Below are 22172 nucleotides of genomic sequence, written 5' to 3'. Positions count from 1 at the left end.
TCTCCACCTGTTTGCCACCCAGCATCCGAAGGATCGCCGCAGATGACCCGCTACCGCGACTTCCACCGCCGTTCGATCGAAAATCCCGAGGCATTCTGGCGCGATGAGGCGCGGCGCATTCATTGGGAAACGCCGTTCGATACCGTGCTCGACCGCTCGAATCCACCGTTTGCGCGGTGGTTCGTCGGCGGGCGCACGAATCTCTGTCATAACGCGGTGGACCGGCACCTCATCGAGCGTGCGCAGCAAAATGCGCTGGTGTACGTGTCGACGGAAACCGGTATCGAGCGGCGCTACACGTACGCCGAGCTGTACGCGGAAATCAACCGGATGGCCGCAGTGATGCGCTCGCTCGGCGTGAAGCGCGGCGACGTCGTGCTGCTCTATCTGCCGATGATCCCCGAAGCGCTCTTCGCGATGCTCGCCTGCGCGCGGCTCGGTGCAATTCACTCGGTCGTGTTCGGCGGATTCGCCGCGCCCAACCTGGCCGCCCGCATCGACGACGCCAAGCCGGTGCTGATCGTGACCGCCGACGCCGGCGCGCGCGGCGGCAAGGTGATCGACTACACGCCGCTCGTCGACGAAGCAATCGCGCGCGCAACCCACAAGACGGCGCGCGTGCTGCTGATCGACCGCCAGCTTGCGCCGGAGCGGCTCAACGCAAATTATCTGGTCGACTACGAACCGCTGCGCGAACAGTTCTTCGACGCGCATGTGCCCTGCGAATGGCTCGAGTCGAACGAGCCTTCGTATGTGCTGTACACGTCGGGCACGACCGGCAAGCCCAAAGGCGTGCAACGCGACGTGGGCGGCTACGCGGTGGCGCTGGCGGCGTCGATGGAATACATCTTCGAGGGCAAAGCCGGCGACACGATGTTCACCGCGTCGGATGTCGGCTGGGTGGTCGGCCATAGCTATATCGTCTACGCGCCGCTGATTGCGGGGCTGACCACGGTGATGTACGAAGGCACGCCGATCCGCCCCGACGGCGGCATCTGGTGGCGCCTCGTCGAACACCACAAAATCAATCTGATGTTCACCGCGCCGACCGCGCTGCGCGTGCTGAAGAAACAGGACCCGGCGCTGCTCAAAAACGCCGACCTGTCGAGCCTGCGCACGCTATTCCTTGCCGGCGAGCCGCTCGACGAACCGACCGCCTCATGGATTGCCGGCGCGCTCGGCAAGCCGGTGATCGACAACTACTGGCAAACGGAAACAGGCTGGCCGATGCTCGCGATTCCGCGCGGCGTAGAAGCGCTGCCGACGAAGCTCGGCTCGCCGGGTGTACCGTCGTCCGGATTCAATTTATGCCTGCGCAATGAGCTGACGGGCGAGCCCTGCCCACCCGGCGAAAAAGGCGTGCTGACGCTGAATTACCCGTTGCCGCCGGGCTGCATGTCGACCGTCTGGGGGGACGACAAGCGCTTTGTCAGTACGTACTGGTCGAGCTTTCCGGATCACCAGGTCTATTCGACCTTCGACTGGGGCATTCAGGACGAAGACGGTTACGTGACGATCCTCGGCCGCACCGACGACGTGATCAACGTCGCCGGGCACCGGCTCGGCACGCGTGAGATCGAGGAAGCCTTGTCGAGCCACGCGGCCGTTGCCGAAGTTGCAGTGGTCGGCGTCGCCGACTCGTTGAAGGGTCAGGCGGCGATGGCTTTCGTCGTGCTACGCGACGCGCAGGCTTACGCGGATGCCAACGCGCGCACGAAGCTGGAGGCGGAACTCACGGCGACGGTCGACCGTCAGCTCGGCGCGATTGCGCGCCCGTCGCGCGTGGTGATCGTGTCGATGCTGCCGAAGACTCGCTCGGGCAAGTTGCTCCGTCGGGCTATCGCCGCACTCGCAGAAGGGCGCGAGCCGGGCGAACTGCCGACTATCGAAGATCCGGCCGCGTTGCAGCAGGTGCGCGAGGGGTTGAGTGAGTCGTCGGGCAACGGGTGATGAGGGGCAAGGGTTTGGTTCCGTCTGGTTTGGGCAATTCGCCGTCACCGTATGCGCCTGCCGCTGGCAACGTGGCCTTTGCCCGTCCCCCACGTCGCTAGCCAACGCCTCGCTTGAACTCAACCTGCGCTGCGCGCTAGCAGAAAGCGTGTGAGGATCGCGTTCGAATAAGCGCCCGCGATCTCGGTGAGAAACGAGACGAACGACGCCGGCGCGTGGTCGTCAGCGGTGTCGGAGATAGTGCGCACGACCGCGCACGGCACGCCGTATTCGTGACAGACCTGCGCGATCGCCGCGCCTTCCATTTCGACGGCGAGCGCGTCCGGCAATGCCTCGCGCAACGCCTTGACGCCCGCCGCGCTCGCCACGAACTGATCGCCGCTGATAATCAGCCCGCGATGCACGCGCGGCTCCCTCGTGCCGAAACGCGCCGCCGAGGCAGCCCCTTCGTCGGCGACAAAACGCTCGCACGCGGCGGCGAGTTGCGCGGCCAACGTGGCATCGGCCGCGAAGCGCGACACGCCTAGCAGCGGCACTTCGAAACGCGGAAAGAGCGGCGACGCGTCCAGATCATGTTGCAACAAAGCATTGGCGACGACGATGTCGCCAACTCGCACCTCCGCGCCCACACCGCCGGCGACGCCGGTGAACACGACAGACTCGACATCGAAGGCATGGATCAATGCGCTGACCGTTGCCGCCGCCGCGACCTTGCCGACGCGCGCAAGCGTCACGACGCACGGCGCGCCGTGGACGGTGCCCACGTGGTACTCGCGCCGGCCGTGCGTGACGGTGCGCACGCCGGATTCCGCGCGCATCGCCTCGATCAGGTCGCCGAGTTCCTGCGGCAAGGCCGCGAGTATGCCGAGCGGTCTGTGCGACGACGCGGCAAGCGCTGCGTCACGGTCCGCGCTTGCCGCGCTCATTCGACCGCCTGCAGTTTCGCGACCGCGAGCGCGAGCCACTTCTCGCCGTGGCGCTTGAACTTGACTTGCGCCTTCGCGTCGGCGCCGCCGCCTTCCAATGCGGTGATCGTGCCTTCGCCGAACTTGGTGTGAAACACCTGCTGGCCGACGCGGAAGCCCGCCTCCGCCGCGCGCTGCTCATTCGCAAAGGCCGGCAAAGGCGCGGCCGTCGTCGACGCCCCGCCGCCGTACCCCTGCTGACGGTCGGGTCGGGCGAACCAGTCACGGCCATAGCCCGCGTTGTCCGAGCGGCCGCCCCAGCGCGCGCCCGCCTCGACTTTCGGCGTGAGCCACTTGAGTGTTTCCTGCGGCAATTCGTCGAAGAAACGCGAGCGAATGTTGTAGCGCGTCTGGCCGTGCAGCATCCGGCTTTGCGCGAACGACAAATACAGGCGCTCCTTCGCGCGCGTGATGGCCACGTACATCAGGCGGCGCTCTTCCTCGAGCCCGTCCGACTCCATTGCGCTGTTCTCGTGCGGAAACAGCCCCTCTTCGAGACCCGTGATGAACACGGCCGTGAATTCCAGGCCCTTGGCCGCGTGCACTGTCATTAGTTGTACGGCTTCCTGGCCGGCTTGCGCCTGGTTGTCGCCCGCTTCGAGCGACGCGTGCGACAGGAAGCCGGCGAGCGGCGTCATGGTGTCCGGGTTTTGCGCGGGGTCGGCGATGCCGGGCGCGTCGAGCACTACGGTGTTCGGGTCGTCGGTCGCGACTGCCAGTTCGGGCGCGGCGGTGGCCCCCGGACGCAGCGGGATGGAGCGCGCGGGCGTGTCCATGCCGTAGCCCTCTTCGCTGACGAACGCGGCGGCAGCGTTGACGAGTTCCTGCAAGTTCTCGAGCCGGTCCTGACCTTCGCGCTCGTTCTGATAGAAGTCCGCCAGGCCACTTGCGCGGACCACGTACTCGACGGTTTCCGGCAAGCTCATCTGCTGCGTATCCGCGCGCATCTTGCCGATCAGGTTCGCGAAGCTCGCAAGACTGGAGCCCGCCTTGCCGGCGACATACGGAATCGCCGCTGCCATCGAGCAGTTGTACAGGCGCGCCGCGTCCGCGAGCTGCTCGATCGAGCGCGCGCCGATGCCGCGCGTGGGGAAATTGACGACGCGCGCAAACGCGGTGTCGTCGTTCGGATTGTCTATCAGACGCAGATACGCGAGCGCGTGCTTGACTTCCTGGCGCTCGAAAAAGCGCAAGCCGCCATACACGCGATACGCGATGCCCGCATTGACAAGCGTGTGCTCGATCGTGCGCGACTGCGCGTTGCTGCGGTAGAGAATCGCGATTTCGCTGCGCGACGTGCCGGTGCTGATCAGCGCCTTGATTTCCTCGACGATCCAGCCGGCTTCCTGCGAATCCGTCGCGGATTCATAAACACGGACCGGTTCACCATGACCGGCGTCGGTGCGCAGATTCTTGCCGAGACGCCGCGAATTGTTCGCGATCAACTGATTGGCCGCGTCGAGAATATGGCCGTGCGAGCGGTAATTCTGCTCGAGCTTGATCAGATGCCGGACATTGAACTCGTGTTCGAAGTCGCGCATGTTGCCGACGTTGGCGCCGCGGAACGCGTAGATCGACTGGTCGTCGTCGCCGACAGCGAAGATCGAATTCGTCTGCCCCGCGAGCAGCTTGAGCCACGCGTATTGCAGCTTGTTCGTGTCCTGAAACTCGTCGACGAGAATGTGCTTGAAGCGCGCCTGATAATGCGCGCGCAGCGGCGGATTGTGCGCGAGCAGTTCATAGCAGCGCAGCAGCAGTTCCGGAAAGTCGACCACGCCTTCGCGCTGGCACTGCTGGTCATAGGCTTCGTAGAGTTCGACGAACTTGCGGTTGAAATTGTCGGTGGCGTCGACGTCTTTCGGCCGCAGCCCTTGTTCCTTCGCGTTGTTGATGAAGTACTGGAGATTCTTGGCCGGGTACTTTTCGTCGTCGATGTTCAGGCCCTTCATCAGACGCTTGATCGCGGACAACTGGTCGGCGGTATCGAGAATCTGGAAGGTGGCGGGCAAGCCGGCGTCGCGATGATGCGCGCGCAGCATGCGGTTGCACAGGCCGTGGAAGGTGCCGATCCACATGCCGCGCGTGTCGATGGGCAAAAGCGCCGACAGGCGCGACATCATTTCGCGCGCGGCCTTGTTGGTGAAGGTTACGGCCAGAATGGTGGCGGGCGACGCAAGCCCGTGCTGGATGAGCCACGCGATGCGTGTGATGAGCACGCGGGTTTTGCCGCTGCCCGCGCCGGCGAGAATGAGCGCGGGCTCGTTGGGGAGCGTGACGGCGGCGTGTTGTTCGGGGTTGAGATTGGCTAGCAGATCGGGCATTTTTTCGGAGGGACGGCGGGGTGTTCGTCATTATATGCCCCGGCGGGGGCTTGCTTTTTTTGCCTGCACGGCGGGGTGGTTTGGTCTCGTCGATTCGAATCCTCAAAACCAAAAACCGCAAAACCAGAGCCGCGCCCCGGCGCCCTTTATAATCGAACATTCTCCGCATTCACCAGCCGATCGACCCATGAGCGACACCCCGAGCGACACCTCCTCCACCCTTGCCAAAAGCTTCGAACCGCACACCATCGAAGCCCACTGGGGCCCCGAATGGGAAAAGCGCGCCTACGCGGCGCCCTCTTTCGACGGGAACAGGAAAGACTTCTCGATCCAGTTGCCGCCGCCGAACGTCACGGGCACCCTCCACATGGGCCACGCGTTCAACCAGACCATCATGGACGGCCTCGCCCGCTATCACCGCATGCTCGGCGAGAACACGCTGTGGGTGCCGGGCACCGACCACGCGGGTATCGCCACGCAGATCGTCGTCGAACGGCAACTGGACGCGCAAGGCGTGTCGCGCCACGATCTCGGCCGCGAAAAATTCGTCGAACGCGTGTGGGAATGGAAGCAGGAATCCGGCTCGACCATCACGAACCAGGTGCGGCGCCTCGGCGCGTCGATCGACTGGTCGCGCGAATACTTCACGATGGACGACAAGATGTCGGCCGCCGTGCGCGACGTGTTCGTGCGCCTTTATGAACAGGGCCTGATCTATCGCGGCAAACGCCTCGTCAACTGGGACCCGGTGCTGCTCACCGCCGTCTCCGACCTCGAGGTGGTCAGCGAGGAAGAAAACGGCCACCTGTGGCACATCCAGTACCCGCTCACCGACGGCTGCGGCCATCTGACGGTCGCGACCACGCGTCCCGAAACCATGCTCGGCGACACCGCGGTGATGGTGCATCCGGAAGACGAGCGCTACGCGCATCTGATCGGCAAGACCGTCACGCTGCCGCTGTCGGGCCGCGAAGTGCCGATCATCGCCGACGACTACGTCGACCGCGAATTCGGCACGGGCGTCGTCAAGGTCACGCCCGCGCACGATTTCAACGACTATCAGGTCGGCCTGCGCCACAAGCTGCCGCAAATCGAGATCCTCACGCTCGACGCGAAGATCAACGGCAACGCGCCGGAAAAATACCGTGGCCTCGACCGTTTCGAAGCCCGCAAGCAGGTCGTCGCCGATCTCGAAGCGCTCGGCGCGCTCGAATCGGTCAAGCCGCACAAGCTGATGGTGCCGCGCGGCGACCGCACGGGCGTCGTGATCGAGCCGATGCTGACCGACCAGTGGTTCGTCGCGATGAGCAAACCGGCCCCTGAAGGCACGTTCAATCCGGGCAAATCGATCGCCGAAACCGCGCTCGACGTCGTTCGCAGCGGCGAAATCAGATTCGTGCCGGAAAACTGGACAACCACGTACTACCAGTGGCTCGAGAACATCCAGGATTGGTGCATCTCGCGCCAGCTCTGGTGGGGTCATCAAATTCCCGCGTGGTACGGCGAAAATGGCGAGATTTTCGTCGCGATGACCGAGGAAGGCGCGCACGCAAAAGCGGCGGAAGCCGGCTACACGGGCCCGCTCAGACGCGACGAAGACGTGCTCGACACGTGGTTTTCGTCCGCCCTCGTGCCGTTTTCGTCGCTCGGCTGGCCGAACGAGACGCAGGAACTGAAGCACTTCCTGCCGTCGTCGGTGCTGGTCACGGGCTTCGACATCATCTTCTTCTGGGTCGCGCGCATGGTCATGATGACCACGCACTTCACGGGCAAGGTGCCGTTCGACACGGTCTACGTGCACGGTCTCGTGCGCGACGCCGAAGGTCAGAAAATGTCGAAGAGCAAGGGCAATACGCTCGATCCGATCGATATCGTCGACGGCATCGGCCTTGACGCGCTCGTCGCCAAACGCACCACCGGCCTCATGAACCCGAAGCAGGCCGCGTCGATCGAAAAGAAAACCCGCAAGGAATTCCCGGACGGCATCCCCGCGTTCGGCACCGACGCGCTGCGCTTCACGATGGCGTCGATGGCCACGCTCGGGCGCAACGTCAACTTCGATCTCGCACGCTGCGAGGGCTATCGCAATTTCTGCAACAAGCTGTGGAACGCCACCCGCTTCGTGCTGATGAACTGCGAAGGTCACGATTGCGGTTTCGGCAAGCCGGAACAGTGCGGCGAATGCGGGCCGGACGGCCACCTGAACTTTTCGTCGGCGGATCGCTGGATCGTGTCCCGCCTGCAACGCGTCGAAGCCGAGATCGCCAAGGGTTTCGCCGACTATCGCTTCGACAATGTGGCCAACGCCCTATACAAGTTCGTTTGGGACGAATACTGTGACTGGTATCTCGAACTCGCCAAGGTTCAGATCCAGACGGGTCAGCCGAACCAGCAGCGCGCCACACGGCGCACCCTGCTGCGCGTGCTCGAGACGGTGTTACGCCTCGCGCACCCGGTGATTCCGTTCATCACCGAGGCGTTGTGGCAGAAAGTTGCACCGTTGGCCGGGCGTTATCCCGCGGGCAAGGCCGAGGGCGAAGCGTCCATCATGGTGCAACCGTACCCCGTTGCCGAGATGTCGAAGCTCGACGAAGACGCGGAGCAATGGGCGGCCGACCTGAAAGCAGTGATCGATGCGTGCCGGAATCTGCGCGGCGAAATGAATCTGTCGCCGGCGGTCAAGGTGCCGTTGCTCGCTACCGGCAACGCGGAGCGCCTGCGCACCTTCGCTCCGTACGCCCAGGCGTTGGCCCGTTTGTCGGAAGTGCAGATTATTGCCGACGAGGCCGCACTCGACGCGCAAGCAGATGGCGCGCCAATTGCTATCGTAGGCAGTGACAAGCTCGTGCTGAAGGTCGAGATCGACGTCGCGGTCGAGCGCGAGCGTTTGTCGAAGGAGATTGCGCGGCTGAGCACAGAAGTCGTCAAGTGCAACGCTAAACTGCAGAACGAAAGTTTTGTCGCCAAGGCGCCGCCTGCAGTCGTCGAACAGGAGCAGAAAAGGCTGGCGGAATTCGAAGCGACTGTCGGCAAGCTGAAGGCGCAGCTCGCGCGCTTGCCGGCCTGATCGACGCTCCACGCCCGCCCGCGTGGCGGGCAAGCACAGATAGCTAAACCAGAGGACTCAGGGTAATCACATGCTAAAAGTTACAAAGGCAGTATTTCCGGTAGCAGGTCTTGGCACCCGGTTCCTCCCTGCCACGAAGGCAAGCCCGAAGGAAATGCTGCCGATCGTCGACAAGCCGCTGATCCAGTACGCGGTGGAAGAAGCCATGGCGGCCGGCATCACCGAAATGATCTTCGTCACGGGCCGCAGCAAACGGGCGATCGAAGACCACTTCGATAAGTCATATGAAATCGAAGCCGAGCTCGAAGCGCGCGGCAAGGACAAGCTCCTGGAACTCGTACGCAGCATCAAGCCGAGCCATGTGGACTGCTTCTACGTGCGTCAGCCGGAAGCGCTCGGCCTCGGCCACGCCGTGCTGTGCGCGGAGAAACTGGTGGGCGACAACCCGTTCGCCGTGATTCTCGCGGACGACTTGCTGTACGGCACGCCGCCTGTCATGACGCAAATGATCGAGGTGTTCGACCACTATCACAGCTCGGTGATCGGCGTCGAAGAGATCCCGGCGCAGGAAACCAAGTCGTACGGTATTGTCGACGGCAAGGAGTGGGAAGACTCGATCATCAAGATGTCGGGCATCGTCGAAAAGCCGGAACCGAGCGTCGCACCGTCGAATCTCGGCGTGGTGGGCCGCTACGTGCTCAAGCCACGTATTTTCGACCACATCCGCTCGATCAAGCCGGGCGCCGGCGGCGAACTGCAGCTTACGGACGCAATCCAGTCGCTGCTCGCCGACGAGCAGGTTCTCGCGTACAAGTACCACGGCACGCGTTTCGACTGCGGCAGCAAGCTCGGTTATCTGAAGGCAACGGTCGAGTTCGCGCTGCGTCACCCCGAAGTGGCCGCGGATTTCGACGAATATCTGCGTACGCGTTCGCCGGTTCTGGAAGGTTAAAGCCTCTGCGAGATGCCTTGAATCGCGAGGCATCTCACAAAAGTCAAAAAGGCGCTGTGCTCCGCTTTCGCGGGCACAGCGCCTTTTGTTTCAGTGCGTGCGTCTGAGTGGGTCTGAATGCGTGCGCGTCAGCGGCGCTTCATCAGAAACGTAAAGACTTTGTCGTGCGACGAACTCTCAACAATCTCATTGCCGGTCTGCTTCGCGAACGCGGCGAAATCGCGCTGCGAGCCGGGGTCGGTGGCGAGCACCTTGAGAATCTGACCGCTTTCCATATCGGCGAGCGCCTTCTTGGCGCGCAAGATGGGCAGCGGGCACATCAGCCCGCGCGCATCGACTTCCTTATGAATCTGAATTTGCATCGACGATGACCTTCGGGACTAGGCGTCGTTCGCGACGCCGGACAGAGGGTCAAATTCTACCGCAGCCTTCGCCGCCTTGCCGGCGTAAGCACCGCGCGCATCGCCGTCCAACCAGCAATATCGGCGCTACAACGTCACCGCCTGCCCGCTTTGCAGCGACTGCCGCAAAGCATTGCCGATGCGGGTCGCTTCCAGCGCGTCGGCGAGCGTCGCACCCGCTTGCGCGGTCGGTCCCGCCCCGCCCTGCACCGACGCGACGAACGCGCGCGCCTCCTGCAGAAACGCCTCTTCGAAGCGATCGAAGAAACTCGGCGTGCACTCGTTGCGAATGCCCGCCGCGTCGTAGATCTCCACACGGTTCGCGCGCGGATTATGTCCGATCGCGAGCGCGCCGGCCGTGCCGATCACTTCGCTGTGCGTGTCGTTGCCGTGTGCCTGGGTCCGCGACGCGTAGAACATTGCGAGCTTGCCGTCCTCGAATTCGCAGATCGCCACGCCGTTATCCACATCGCCGAACTCGCGCAGGCCTTCATGCAACGCGACAGCGCCCGCCGCGAACACGCGTTTCGCGCGCGGCTTGCCGAGCAGCCAGCGCGCGACGTCGATATCGTGCACCGTGCAGTCCAGGAAAATGCCGCCGGAAGTTGCTGCGAAGCGCACGAAGAAACCGTCGGTATCGTTCTTGTCGGCGGTTTGCGAGCGCACGAGAAACGGCCGCCCTATCTTGCCCGCTTCGATCTTGTCGAAGGCGTCCTTGTAGCTCGGGTCGAAACGCCGCATGAAGCCGATCGTCGCCTGCAGATGCGGGTACCGCGCAGCCTCTTGCAGCACCCGCTCGCACTCGGCCAGATCGAGCGACAAAGGCTTTTCGCAGAACACGTGTTTGCCCGCGCGCAAAGCGTCCACGATCTGCTGCGCGTGCAGCGACGACGGCGTGACGAGCCACACGGCGTCCACGTCCTTGTCGTCTAGCAGTTGCGCGTAATCATCGTAAAGGCGTGGCGACGGCAAAGCGTCGCGCGCCCACGCCCGCTCTTCTTCGAGCGGGCTGCAAGCAGCAACCAGTTCCGCGTCCGGCACGCGATACGCGAGGTTCTCAGCGTGACGTTTGCCAAGCCGCCCGAGGCCGACCACGCCGAGACGCAGCCGCGGCGTTGCCGCCGCCGCACTCATCGCGCAGCCTCGCCGAGCTTCACCGCACGCCCCTCGCGCCATGAGCGCGTGGCGGCCTCGGCGAGTTCCAGCGCTTTCAAACCGTCTGCCACCGTGGTACGCACCGGCTTGCCTAGCGTGACCGCCTCGAAGAAATGCGCAATTTCGAGCGCATAAGCCGCGCGATAACGTTCAAGGAAGAACGCTTCGGGCACGTCGCTCGATACTTGCGTCCTGGAGTAAGCCGTGACCTGCGTGGTCCGCACGTTGCCCGCCTGCAGCATCCCCGCGCTGCCGAGCACTTCGAAGCGCTGGTCGTAACCGTAGGCGGCGCGGCGCGCGGTGTTGATCTGGCACAGACGGCCGCGCTTCGTGCGGATCGTCACCGCGGTCGAATCAATATCGCCGGCTTCCGCGATTGCCGGGTCGCTCAGACAACTGCCGGTGGCGTGCAGCGTGTCCGCTTCGTCGTCGAGGATCCAGCGGAAGATGTCGAAGTCGTGAATCAGCATGTCCTTGAAGATTCCACCCGAATGGCGGATGTAGTCCACCGGCGGCGCGCCTGGATCGCGGCTCGTCACGACAAGCATTTCCGGCGTGCCGATCTCGCCCGCATCGAGGCGCGCCTTCAACGCGGAGAACGTCGGATCGAAGCGGCGCTGAAAGCCGATCATGCACACCACGCCCGCGCGCTCGACCGCATCGGCGCAAGCTCGCGCGCGCTCGAGCGTCAGGTCGACCGGCTTCTCGCAGAACACATGTTTTTCCTGAGCGGCCGACTTCATGATCAGATCGGCATGCGTGTCGGTGCTCGAACAGATCACCGTGGCGCCGACGGACGCGTCGCCCATCGCGCCGTCGATATCGGCCACTTTGGCGCCATGCGCGGCAGCCAGCGCCGCGGCCGCTTCGCTATTCACATCGACCACATATTTCAGCCGCACGCCCGGTTGCCGCGCGAGATTGGCCGCGTGAATCTTGCCGATGCGGCCCGCGCCGAACACCGCGACGTCGATCGGTTTTGCTGCGTCAGTCATCGTATCCTCCAGTGTCTTTCGATTCTTCTACGTTTAGTTCGAGCTTGTACGCAAGCGCGATGAAGAGCGCCTGGCACAGGCATATCGTGCTGGTCAGCGAGCGGAACGCGAACGCGCTGCCCTCTTTCACATACAGTTGAGTACTCGCGTAACGCGCTAACGGAGATAGTTGGCTGTCCGTAATAACCAGCGTCTTCGCCTGATGATGATGCGCGACCCGCAGGCAATACTGTGTTTCCTTCGCATAAGGCGCGAAGCTGATCGCAATCACCACGTCGCCCTTTTTCACGCTGCGAATCTGCTCGCGGTACATGCCGCCGAAACCCGATACGAGGTGCACGCGCTTGGGCGTGTGCTGCAACGCATAGACGATGTAGCTCGCCACCGGAAACGAGCGCCGCACGCCGATCACATAGATGTTGTCCGCCTGTTGCAGCATCTTCACGGCGGCGTCGAACTGCTTGTCGTCGAGCCCCGCTTCGAGTTCTTCAAGCCCGCCGCGCGAAGCCGCGATGAACTCGCGTGCGACCGCGCCGCCGGACAACGCACCGGGCTTCTCATCGATGAGCTTGCGAATGCGCTGCTGATAGCTCGGCGACGACGCACCCTGCCCCGTATACGCCTGACGAAACACCGCCTGCAAATCGGAGAAGCCGGAGAAACCAAAGCGCTGCGCAAATCGCACGACCGCCGACGGATGCACGCCGCAGCTCGCGGCGATGTCGCTCGTGCGATCCACCATCACGCTCGAACGATGCTGCTCGATATACGTCGCGACATTCTTCAACTGACGCGGCAGCGCCTCGTAGTTGTCCGCGATGCGCTGCATCAATTCTTCGACGCTCGGCAATTCTTCGGTGCTCTCTTCCGCCATGGTTCTCTCTTTGGGGCTTTACTGCACTGCGGCAGGCGCTTTCGGAGCGGCGCTGCACAGGCTGCTGACGTTGCCGATTATAGGCAGCACACCGCATAAATGGAACGTATTTTCCATTTTTATCTACGGTGAAATTTCCATTGCACGTCACTCGAAGATGACCTAATCTTGGTCGTGAGCGATGGTGCTTCGGCGATCTTGCGCAACGCCTTCGGTGCTGCGTTGCGTACCGTCCGCCACACGCTCCTTCAATAACGACAGACCGAGAAAGGTGGAGACATGAGACTTTGCAAGGGCAAGGCTACGCTCAGGATTCTGGTGACGGCTTTGACGTTGGCGACGGGATTCGGAGGGGCCTCGGCCGCCCGCGCGGCTGACGCTCATTTCGTGCTGATCAGCCACGCGCCGGACTCCGATTCGTGGTGGAACACGATCAAAAACGCCATCAAGCAGGCCGACGAGGACTTCAACGTCGAGACCGACTATCGCAATCCGCCGAACGGTGACATCGCCGATATGGCGCGTCTCGTCGAACAGGCCGCAGCGCGCAACTACGACGGCGTGATCGTCACCATCGCCGATTTCGACGTGCTGAAGAGCTCTATCAACAAAGTCACCGCCAAGAAAATTCCGCTCGTCACGATCAACTCGGGCACCGAGGAACAAAGCGCGCAACTCGGCGCGATCATGCACATCGGCCAGCCGGAATACGTCGCCGGCAAGGCGGCAGGCGAGAAGGCGAAAGCAGCCGGCGTGAAGTCGTTCCTGTGCGTGAACCACCTTGCGACCAACACGGTTTCGTTCGACCGTTGCCGCGGTTTTGCCGAGGCGCTCGGCGTCGACTACAAGTCGTCCACGATCGACTCCGGCCAGGACCCGACCGAGATTCAATCGAAAGTCAGCGCCTATTTGCGCAACCATCCGAACACCGGCGCCATTCTCACGCTCGGACCGACGCCGGCCTCGGCCACGCTGAAAGCAGTGCAGCAAATGGGCCTCAACGGCAAGATCTACTTCTGCACCTTCGACTTCTCCGACGACATCGCGAAGGCGATCCAGAACGGCACGATCCAGTTCGCGATCGATCAGCAGCCGTATCTGCAGGGCTACATTCCGGTCGCCGTGCTGGCCATCGTGAAGAAAGAGCACACCACCGACCCCGCGAAGATCCGCCAGATTCTCGAAGCGAATCCTAAGTTCAAGGCACGGCTTGCCACTTACGGTCTGGCGCCCTCATATGGGCCCAAGAACATTCGCTCCGGACCGGGCTTCATCACGAAAGAAAACCTCGACAAGGTCATCAAGTACGCAGGGCAGTACCGCTGATTCTTTTCTCTAGCTAGTCACGCGCGCGGCGGGCAACGCTCCCGCCGGGCAGCTTCGCTGCCAGCGCGCATTTCACCGGCTGTCGTTCCCGCAATGCATTCCCGCTTGCCCGGACACACAGCCGGCTCCAAGGAGACATCATGGGTGTAGCCGGCAAGCACTTTCCACCGCACGTCGACCCGAATAGCGCCGCTTCGCATAACGCTGCGTCGCGCCCTGAAACGGAGGGGCGCGACGAGCGCGTACGCAAGGAATCGTGGTTCGGTCATTTGCTGAACCGCCCCGAGTTCGCCGCAATCTCCGGCGCGGTGCTGGTGTTTCTAGTCTTCGCGTTGACGGCCGGCAGCTCCGGCATGTTCAATCTCGACGGCGTGATGAACTGGTCGCAGGTGTCCGCTTATCTCGGCATTCTTTCCGTGGGCGCGTGCCTCTTGATGATCGCCGGTGAGTTCGACCTGTCGATCGGCTCGATGATCGGCTTTGCCGGCATGATGGTCGCGATTCCTACCGTCTATTTCCACTGGCCGATCTCGCTCGCGATTCTCTTTGCATTCGTCGGCTCGATGTTGCTGGGGGCGCTCAACGGCTACCTCGTGATGCGCACGCGCCTGCCGTCGTTCATCGTGACCCTCGCGTTTCTTTTCATTCTGCGCGGCCTCACGCTTGCACTGTCGATTCTGTTCGCCGATCGCACCATCGTCTCCGGCGTGGGCGATCTTGCACAACAGGACTGGCTCGCCAACACGCTCTTTCACGGCGTCGCGCTGCAGGGTCTCTTCACGATGCTGGCGCATCACGGCATAGGCACCCTGCTCGATAACGGCCACGCGCTCGTGCCTGGAATTCCGAAAGTGATTCTATGGTGGTTCGGTCTCGCCGCGATCTGCGCATTCGTCCTCGCGAAAACGCGCGCGGGCAACTGGATTCTCGCAGTGGGCGGCGATGCCAACGCGGCAAAGAACGTCGGCATTCCGGTGCGTCGCGTGAAGATCCTGCTCTTCGTGCTGACCGCGTTCTGCTCGTGCCTGTTCGCGGTACTGCAAGTGTGCGATATCGGCTCGGCTGCGGCGGACCGCGGCTTGCAGAAGGAGTTCGAGGCGATCATCGCGGCGGTGATCGGCGGAACGTTGTTGACGGGCGGCTATGGCTCGGTGATCGGCGCATGTTTCGGCGCGTTGATTTTCGGCGTCGTGCAAATCGGCATCACCTACACGAATGTGAGCTCCGACTGGTTCCGCGTATTCCTCGGCGTGATGCTGCTCATCGCCGTGCTGTTCAATCACTATGTGCGCCGTCGCGTCGCGCAATCGTAACGAGGAGACGCACATGTCCGATACGAACAATGTGACGAACGAAATCAATCTGCCGGGCGCCGCGCCGCAAGACGACGTGATCCTCGCTCTCGAGAACGTCAACAAATACTTTGGAAAGGTAATCGCGCTAAGCGGCGTGACCTTGCGCCTGAAGCGCGGCGAAGTGCATTGCCTGCTCGGCGACAACGGAGCGGGCAAGTCGACGCTGATCAAGACCCTGGCTGGCGTACATCAACCGTCGTCGGGCCAGTATCTCGTCGACTGCAAGCCCGTGCTGTTCGAGTCGCCTAGAGACGCGCTCGACCTCGGCATTGCGACCGTCTACCAGGATCTCGCACTCGTGCCGCTGCTCTCCGTCGCGCGCAATTTTTTCATGGGACGCGAGCCGCAAAAGAAACTGTTCGGGTTCCTGAACGTGATGGACCTCGAAACGAGCGCGACGACAGCCCGCGACAAGCTCGCGGAAATGGGCATCAACGTGCGCGATCCGCATCAGCCGATAGGCACGATGTCAGGCGGCGAAAAACAGTGCCTTGCGATTGCGCGTGCCATCCATTTCGGCGCACGTGTGCTGATCCTCGACGAGCCGACCGCCGCGCTCGGCGTCAAGCAGAGCTTCAATGTGCTGAAGCTGATCCACAAGGCGCGCGCGAAAGGCATCTCGGTGATCTTCATCACGCACAACGTGCATCACGCGTATCCGATCGGCGATTCGTTCACGTTGCTCAATCGCGGCAAATCGCTCGGCACATTCACGAAAGAGACGATCACCAAGGACGAAGTGCTCGACATGATGGCGGGCGGTGCCGAGATGCAAAAGATGATAGGCGAACTAGAAGGCGCAACGATCTGATTCATTCGCGCGGCGGCTGCTGCCGTGGCACCGCTCGCCGCGCTCCGTCATTCAGGGACATTCATGGCTCATTCCAGTACATTCAGCGGCACGCCGGCGCAGCACCCGGGCGGGACTGCCGGCGCGTCCGGCATGTCCGGCTCCGACGCCGGCAGCCGCTTCGCGCCGGGCCGCAGCCGGGACATCGTGTGTCTTGGCCGGCTCGCCGTCGATCTGTACGCGCAGCAGGTCGGCGCGCGGCTCGAGGACGTGTCGAGCTTCGCGAAGTATCTCGGCGGGTCGTCGGCGAACATTGCATTCGGCTGCGCGCGGCTCGGACTTGCATCGGCCATGCTCGCACGCGTGGGCAACGACCACATGGGCCGCTTTCTCACCGAGACGTTGACGAAGGAAGGCTGCGACGTGAGCCACGTGCGCGTCGATCCCGAACGCCTGACCGCGCTCGTGCTGCTCGGCCTGAAGGATCGCGATACGTTCCCGTTGATCTTCTATCGCGAGAATTGCGCGGACATGGCCGTGGACGAAGCGGATTTCGACGAGGCGTTTATCGCGTCGTCGAAAGCGCTGCTGATTACCGGCACGCACTTCTCGACCGAACAGGTGAACCGCACGAGCCGCCGCGCGCTCGATCATGCACGGCGCAATCAGGTGCGCACCGTGCTCGACATCGATTATCGCCCTGTGTTGTGGGGCCTCACGGGTAAGGCGGACGGCGAAACGCGCTTTGTTGCAAGCGAAGGCGTCACCGCGCATTTGCAGCGCATCCTGCCGTTGTTCGACCTCGTGATCGGCACCGAAGAGGAATTCCGCATTGCCGGCGGCAAAAGCGATCTCGTCGACGCACTGGCAATGGTGCGCGCGGTCACAGCGGCCACGCTCGTGCTCAAGCGCGGACCGATGGGCTGCCAGATCATCGACGGCGAAGTGCCCGCCTCGCTCAACGAAGCGCCGGTTCACGGCGGCGTGGAAGTCGAAGTGCTGAACGTGCTCGGCGCCGGCGACGCGTTCGCGTCCGGCTTTCTCTCCGGATGGCTGCGCGATCAACCGCTCGACGCCTGCGCGCGTGCGGCCAATGCAAGCGGCGCGCTAGTCGTCTCGCGCCACGCGTGCGCGCCGGCCATGCCGACGCCCGCTGAACTGGACTACTTTCTGCGCGAGGCGAAGGCCGATCCCGAGCGTATGCGCCGCCCCGACCGCGACGCGACGTTGGCGCGCCTGCATCGCGTGACGCCCGCGCGCAAGCAGTGGGACGAGGTGCTCGGCTTCGCGTTCGATCATCGGAATCAGTTCTTTGAACTCGCGCAGCAGAGCGGCGCAAGCGAAGCGCGCATCGCCCAGCTCAAAGGCCTGTTCGTCGACGCGGTCGCGCAGACCGAAAGCGCACTAGGCCTGCAAGGCCGCATTGGCGTGCTGATCGACAGCCGCTATGGCCAGGACGCGCTGAACGCAGCGACGGGCCGCGGCTGGTGGATCGGCCGCCCGGTCGAGCTGCCCGGCTCGGTGCCGCTCGTGTTCGACCACGGCCGCTCGGTCGGCACGACGCTCGTGCCATGGCCGCAGGAACACGTTGTGAAGTGCCTGGTGCAATTCCACCCCGACGAACCTGTCGAACAGCGCCTCGAACAGGAAGCCCAATTGCGCGCGCTGTATGACGCGACGCAAGCAAGCGGCCACGAGTTGCTGCTCGAAGTGATCCCGCCGAAGCACGCGAACTTGCCGCAAGGGCCCGACATCGTATTTCGCGCGTTGAAGCGGCTCTATAACATCGGCATCTATCCCGAGTGGTGGAAGCTTGAACCGATGGACGCCGCGCAATGGCGCAACGTCGACGCGCTGATCGCCGAGCGCGACCCGTATTGCCGGGGCGTCGTGCTGCTCGGTTTGTCGGCGGGCGTCGAGCAGTTGAACGAGGGCTTTCGCGCGGCGGCGCGCTCGTCGACGTGTCGGGGTTTCACCGTGGGCCGCACGATCTTCCACGAGCCGAGTCATGCGTGGCTCGCAGGAGAAATCGGCGACGACGAATTGATCGCGCGCGTGCGCCGCACCTTCGAAACGCTAATCGCATCGTGGCGCGCGGCGCGCGACACCGCCGCCGCCGAACGAGGCGCGAACAACCGTGTTCATCAGGAGCAGGCTGCATGAATCAGCGCGTGTTACATCATGGACATGACCAAGCGGCACCAGCGGGCGTCGTAGCCACAGGGACGACCATCCGCCTGACCACCGCGCAGGCGCTCGTGCGCTATCTCGCCGCGCAGCGTGTCGCAACCGAAGACGGCTTGGGAACAGAACCGCTCTTCGGCGGCGTGTTCGCAATCTTCGGTCACGGCAACGTCGCCGGCATGGGCGAGGCGCTGTATCAGCATCGCGACGAACTGCCGACGCTGCGCGCCCATAACGAACAGGCGATGGCACACAGCGCGATCGCATATGCAAAGGCGCACTTTCGCCGACGCATGATGGCGGTCACCACGTCGATCGGGCCAGGCGCTACCAATCTGCTGACCGCCGCGGCGCTCGCGCATGTGAACCGTCTGCCGGTGCTGCTGTTGCCGGGCGACATCTTCGTGTCGCGGGCGCCCGACCCGGTTCTGCAACAGGTGGAAGATTTCCACGACGGCGGCGTTTCGGCGAACGACGCGTTCAAGCCCGTGTCGCGCTACTTCGACCGAATCGTGCATCCCGCGCAACTGCTGAGTGCACTGCCGCGCGCACTGCGCGTGCTCACCGACGCCGCGTCGTGCGGGCCGGTCACGCTTGCGTTGCCGCAAGACGTGCAGGCGCAAGCGTGGGACTTCCCCGCCGACTTCTTTGCACCGCGCATCGTGACGTTCTATTCGCCCGCACCGCGCGTCGACGAGATCCACGCTGCTATCGCGCGTTTGCAGCGCGCGAAGCGTCCGTTGATCGTTGCGGGCGGCGGCGTGCTCTACGGCCGTGCGACCGATGAGTTACAACGCTTTGCCGCCACGCACGGCATTCCGGTTGCGGAGACGCAAGCCGGCAAGGGCTCGCTTGCATGGGACGATCCACTGAACGTTGGCGCGCTGGGCGTGACCGGCTCGCCTGCAGCCAACGCGCTCGCCCGCGATGCCGATTGCGTGCTCGCGCTGGGCACGCGCTTGCAGGACTTCACGACCGGCTCGAATACGCTGTTCACGCAAGCGGACGTGATCGGCATCAATGCGAATGCTTTCGACGCCCTCAAGCATCGCGCGCAAGTAGTCGAGGCGGATGCGCGTCTCGCGCTCGACGCGCTCGCCGAACGTCTGCAAGACTGGCAGGCCGATCGCGCGTGGACCTCGCGCGCGCACCAACTCGCGGCAAGCTGGCGCGACACGGTGCATACCCTCACGCACGCGCCGCAACCAGATTCCGTGCTGCCTTACGAGGGCGATGTGATCGGCGCCGTGCAACGTTCAAGCACGAATTCACCGGCCAACGACATCGTCGTGTGCGCGGCCGGCACCTTGCCCGGGGAATTGCACAAGCTGTGGCGCGCCGGAACTCCAGGCGCCTATCACGTCGAATATGGCTACTCATGCATGGGCTATGAGATCGCCGGCGGACTCGGCGCGAAGCTTGCGCGGCCCGAGCGTGAAGTGATCGTGATGGTGGGCGACGGCAGCTATCTGATGATGAACAGCGAGATCGCCACGTCGGTGATGCTCGGCGCGAAGCTGATTGTCGTGGTGCTCGACAACCGCGGGTACGGCTGCATCAATCGACTGCAACAGGCATGCGGCGGTGCGCCGTTCAACAACCTGCTCGAAGACAGCATGCAGGGTCCGCTCGGTGCGCCGCACATCGACTTCGCCGCGCATGCCCGCGCACTCGGTGCGCGGGCGGCACACGTGGCGAACGTGGCGGAACTGGAAGCCGCGCTGCAGCGCGCGCGCTCGGCGGACCGGACCTATGTGGTCAGCATCGACACCGATCCGGCCCGCACGACGAGCGACGGCGGCTGGTGGTGGGAAGTCGCCGTGCCCGAAGTATCGCCGCGAGCGAGCGTGCGCGACGCGCGAGCCAACTACGACGCGCAGATCGCGGCGCGCGGCAAACCGCCCGGTTCGACTGGCGGCAGCGGCAGCGGCAACAACAGCGACCAGGCCAACGATTGAGGACGCACGCATGACAGCTTTCAACGTACGCATCGGCATCAACCCGTTGTCGTGGATGAACGACGATCTGCCTTCGCTCGGCGGCGAGACGCCGCTCGAATTAGCGCTCACCGAGGGCCGCAAGATCGGCTATCAGGGGTTCGAACTCGGCAACAAGTTCCCGCGTGAACCGCAGGCATTGAAGACGCTGCTCGCGCAATACGATCTCGCGCTCGTGTCCGGCTGGTACTCGGGACGTCTCGCGCGGCGCAGCGTCGAAGAGGAAATCGCCGAGGTCGGTCCGCATCTCGAACTGCTCGCGCAAAACGGCGCGACGGTCATGGTGTACGGCGAGGTGGCGGATTCTATTCAGGGCGCGCCAAGACCCTTATACCAGCGGCCACGCTTTTTCAGCGACGCGCAGTGGGCCGCCTACGCCGCCCGCGTCGACGAATTCGCGCGCTACACGCTAAGCCGCGGCGTGCGGCTTGCGTACCATCATCATATGGGTGCGTATGTCGAAACGCCGGCCGACGTCGATCAGCTGATGTCACGCACGAGCGACGCAGTCGGCCTGCTGTTCGACGCCGGGCACATCACCTTCGCAGGCGGCGATCCGCTCGCCGTGCTCGACAAACACATCGGCCGGGTGTGTCATGTGCATTGCAAGGACGTGCGCCCTGCCGTCATGAAACTCGCGCGCAATCGCAACTGGAGTTTTCTCGACGCGGTGATCGCCGGCGCTTTCACGGTGCCAGGCGACGGCGCAGTCGATTTCCCGTCGATCATCGCGCGTTTAAAGCGGCATGGCTATTCCGGCTGGCTCGTCGTGGAGGCGGAACAGGACCCGGTCGTGGCGCCGTCGTTCGAGTATGCGCAGAAAGGCTTTCAAACATTGCGTGCGTTGGTCGATGCCCCGCTCGACACGACGTCTGCCGACATTCGGGGCGACACTCGGGGCGACAGCCATGGCACCACGCAGGAGGCAGCATGAGTCTATTAGTGAAGGCGCAGCGCGAAGGCCAGACAATCGCGCGAGTAACACCGGCGTCGGCGTGCTGGCGGTATGTCGGTTTTGCCGCTTACCGTCTTGGCACGAGTGAAGTCGTGTACGTGCAGGAGCCGTCGCGCGAAGTGTGCATTGTCGTGCTCACGGGCTCGGTGGATATCGAAACTGCGGACATCAAATGGAGTTCGCTCGGTTCGCGCGACAGCGTATTCGAAGATGCCGCGCCTCACGCGGTCTATTTGCCGCCGGGCGTGCGCGCCACCGTGCGTGCATGCCGCGATGCGGAGATCGGCGTAGCGAGCGCGCCTGCGAAAGGCGAGCTGCCCGCACGTCTGATCGAGCCGTCTTCGATGAAGCGCTCGACGCGCGGGAAGGGCCTTAATACGCGATACGTATGCGACATTCTTCCGCAAACAGAGCCGGCCGAATCGCTGCTGGTGGTTGAAGTGCGCACGCCTGGCGGACACGCGTCGAGCTATCCGCCGCACAAGCACGACACCGACAACGTGCCTCACGAGAGTTCGCTCGAAGAGACGTACTACCATCGGTTGAATCCGCCGCAAGGCTTTGCGTTTCAACGCGTGTACACCGATATGCGCGACATCGACGAATCAATGGCCGTTGAGGACCACGATGTCGTGATGGTGCCGCGCGGCTATCATCCGGTCGTCGTGCCGTATGGCTACGACTCGTATTATCTGAACGTCATGGCAGGCGCTCAACGTGTCTGGCATTTCCGCAACGACCCGGCGCACGAGTGGATCATCAACAAGGAAGATTGAGCCGCGTGGCGTTGCCTCGCGCACGGAGCGAGGCAACGCCACGCAACGCCAACCAGGCGACTCGCGCGATGCCAAAGCCCGATCATTTGCCTCGCACAGCGAGATCCAC

General features: G+C 63.5%; 16 protein-coding genes. 10 read left to right on the top strand and 6 right to left on the bottom strand.

The features are described from left to right. Nucleotides 1–42 precede the first annotated feature (42 nt). Nucleotides 43–1950, top strand: coding sequence for a propionate--CoA ligase (locus tag RW095_RS24345; RefSeq protein WP_317021489.1), 1908 nt, complete (start codon nt 43–45; stop codon nt 1948–1950). 119 nt (nt 1951–2069) lie between these two features. Here RW095_RS24345 and RW095_RS24340 read toward each other — a convergent pair whose 3' ends face one another. Further along, complete coding sequence (locus RW095_RS24340; RefSeq protein WP_317021488.1) at nt 2070–2876, bottom strand: 5'-methylthioadenosine/adenosylhomocysteine nucleosidase; 807 nt, start codon at nt 2874–2876, stop codon at nt 2070–2072. Further along, nucleotides 2873–5236: a UvrD-helicase domain-containing protein gene (locus RW095_RS24335; RefSeq protein ID WP_317021487.1), complete on the bottom strand. Its 2364-nt coding sequence runs from the start codon at nt 5234–5236 to the stop codon at nt 2873–2875. The genes RW095_RS24340 and RW095_RS24335 overlap by 4 nt, the downstream gene beginning before the upstream one ends. A 187-nt stretch (nt 5237–5423) precedes the next feature. Between RW095_RS24335 and RW095_RS24330 the strand changes: the two genes are divergently transcribed. Next, nucleotides 5424–8303: a valine--tRNA ligase gene (locus RW095_RS24330; RefSeq protein WP_317021486.1), complete on the top strand. Its 2880-nt coding sequence runs from the start codon at nt 5424–5426 to the stop codon at nt 8301–8303. A 70-nt stretch (nt 8304–8373) separates the two neighbouring features. Continuing rightward, a complete protein-coding gene (gene galU, locus RW095_RS24325; RefSeq protein ID WP_027776571.1) occupies nt 8374–9255 on the top strand; it encodes a UTP--glucose-1-phosphate uridylyltransferase GalU in 882 nt (293 codons plus the stop codon). 128 nt (nt 9256–9383) lie between these two features. Here galU and RW095_RS24320 read toward each other — a convergent pair whose 3' ends face one another. The 4 genes from RW095_RS24320 to RW095_RS24305 all read right to left on the bottom strand — a co-directional run bounded on the left by RW095_RS24320 (nt 9384) and on the right by RW095_RS24305 (nt 12680). Beyond that, nucleotides 9384–9611, bottom strand: coding sequence for a sulfurtransferase TusA family protein (locus RW095_RS24320; protein ID WP_029967676.1), 228 nt, complete (start codon nt 9609–9611; stop codon nt 9384–9386). A gap of 132 nt (nt 9612–9743) precedes the next feature. Beyond that, a complete protein-coding gene (locus RW095_RS24315) occupies nt 9744–10790 on the bottom strand; it encodes a Gfo/Idh/MocA family oxidoreductase (protein WP_317021485.1) in 1047 nt (348 codons plus the stop codon). After that, nucleotides 10787–11806: an inositol 2-dehydrogenase gene (gene iolG, locus RW095_RS24310; protein ID WP_317021484.1), complete on the bottom strand. Its 1020-nt coding sequence runs from the start codon at nt 11804–11806 to the stop codon at nt 10787–10789. The genes RW095_RS24315 and iolG overlap by 4 nt, the downstream gene beginning before the upstream one ends. Then, on the bottom strand, nt 11799–12680 hold the full coding sequence (locus RW095_RS24305; protein WP_020069488.1) for a MurR/RpiR family transcriptional regulator: 882 nt from the start codon (nt 12678–12680) through the stop codon (nt 11799–11801). Before RW095_RS24305 ends, iolG begins: the two co-directional genes overlap by 8 nt. Nucleotides 12681–12959: 279 nt before the next feature. Between RW095_RS24305 and RW095_RS24300 the strand changes: the two genes are divergently transcribed. From RW095_RS24300 to iolB, 7 genes are all read left to right on the top strand, one after another. Further along, on the top strand, nt 12960–14006 hold the full coding sequence (locus tag RW095_RS24300; RefSeq protein ID WP_317021483.1) for a sugar ABC transporter substrate-binding protein: 1047 nt from the start codon (nt 12960–12962) through the stop codon (nt 14004–14006). Between the two features lie 140 nt (nt 14007–14146). Then, the gene (locus tag RW095_RS24295; protein ID WP_317021482.1) at nt 14147–15319 is read left to right on the top strand and encodes an ABC transporter permease; all 1173 of its coding nucleotides are present in this window, start codon (nt 14147–14149) and stop codon (nt 15317–15319) included. A 13-nt stretch (nt 15320–15332) separates the two neighbouring features. After that, the gene (locus tag RW095_RS24290) at nt 15333–16172 is read left to right on the top strand and encodes an ATP-binding cassette domain-containing protein (RefSeq protein WP_317021481.1); all 840 of its coding nucleotides are present in this window, start codon (nt 15333–15335) and stop codon (nt 16170–16172) included. Nucleotides 16173–16235: 63 nt separating this feature from the next. Then, a complete protein-coding gene (locus RW095_RS24285) occupies nt 16236–18314 on the top strand; it encodes a bifunctional 5-dehydro-2-deoxygluconokinase/5-dehydro-2-deoxyphosphogluconate aldolase (RefSeq protein ID WP_317021480.1) in 2079 nt (692 codons plus the stop codon). Next, entirely contained in the window at nt 18311–20293 is a 1983-nt protein-coding gene (gene iolD / locus RW095_RS24280) for a 3D-(3,5/4)-trihydroxycyclohexane-1,2-dione acylhydrolase (decyclizing) (protein WP_317021479.1), read from the top strand. The genes RW095_RS24285 and iolD overlap by 4 nt, the downstream gene beginning before the upstream one ends. A gap of 10 nt (nt 20294–20303) precedes the next feature. Then, nucleotides 20304–21266: a myo-inosose-2 dehydratase gene (gene iolE / locus RW095_RS24275; protein ID WP_317021478.1), complete on the top strand. Its 963-nt coding sequence runs from the start codon at nt 20304–20306 to the stop codon at nt 21264–21266. Beyond that, a complete protein-coding gene (gene iolB, locus RW095_RS24270) occupies nt 21263–22063 on the top strand; it encodes a 5-deoxy-glucuronate isomerase (RefSeq protein ID WP_128589997.1) in 801 nt (266 codons plus the stop codon). Before iolE ends, iolB begins: the two co-directional genes overlap by 4 nt. Nucleotides 22064–22172 lie beyond the last annotated feature (109 nt).

The organism is Paraburkholderia kirstenboschensis (assembly GCF_032806925.1).
Taxonomy (GTDB): domain Bacteria; phylum Pseudomonadota; class Gammaproteobacteria; order Burkholderiales; family Burkholderiaceae; genus Paraburkholderia; species Paraburkholderia kirstenboschensis.
Note: the sequence above shows the minus strand (reverse complement) of the source record. Positions and strands in the feature narration are given on the sequence as shown.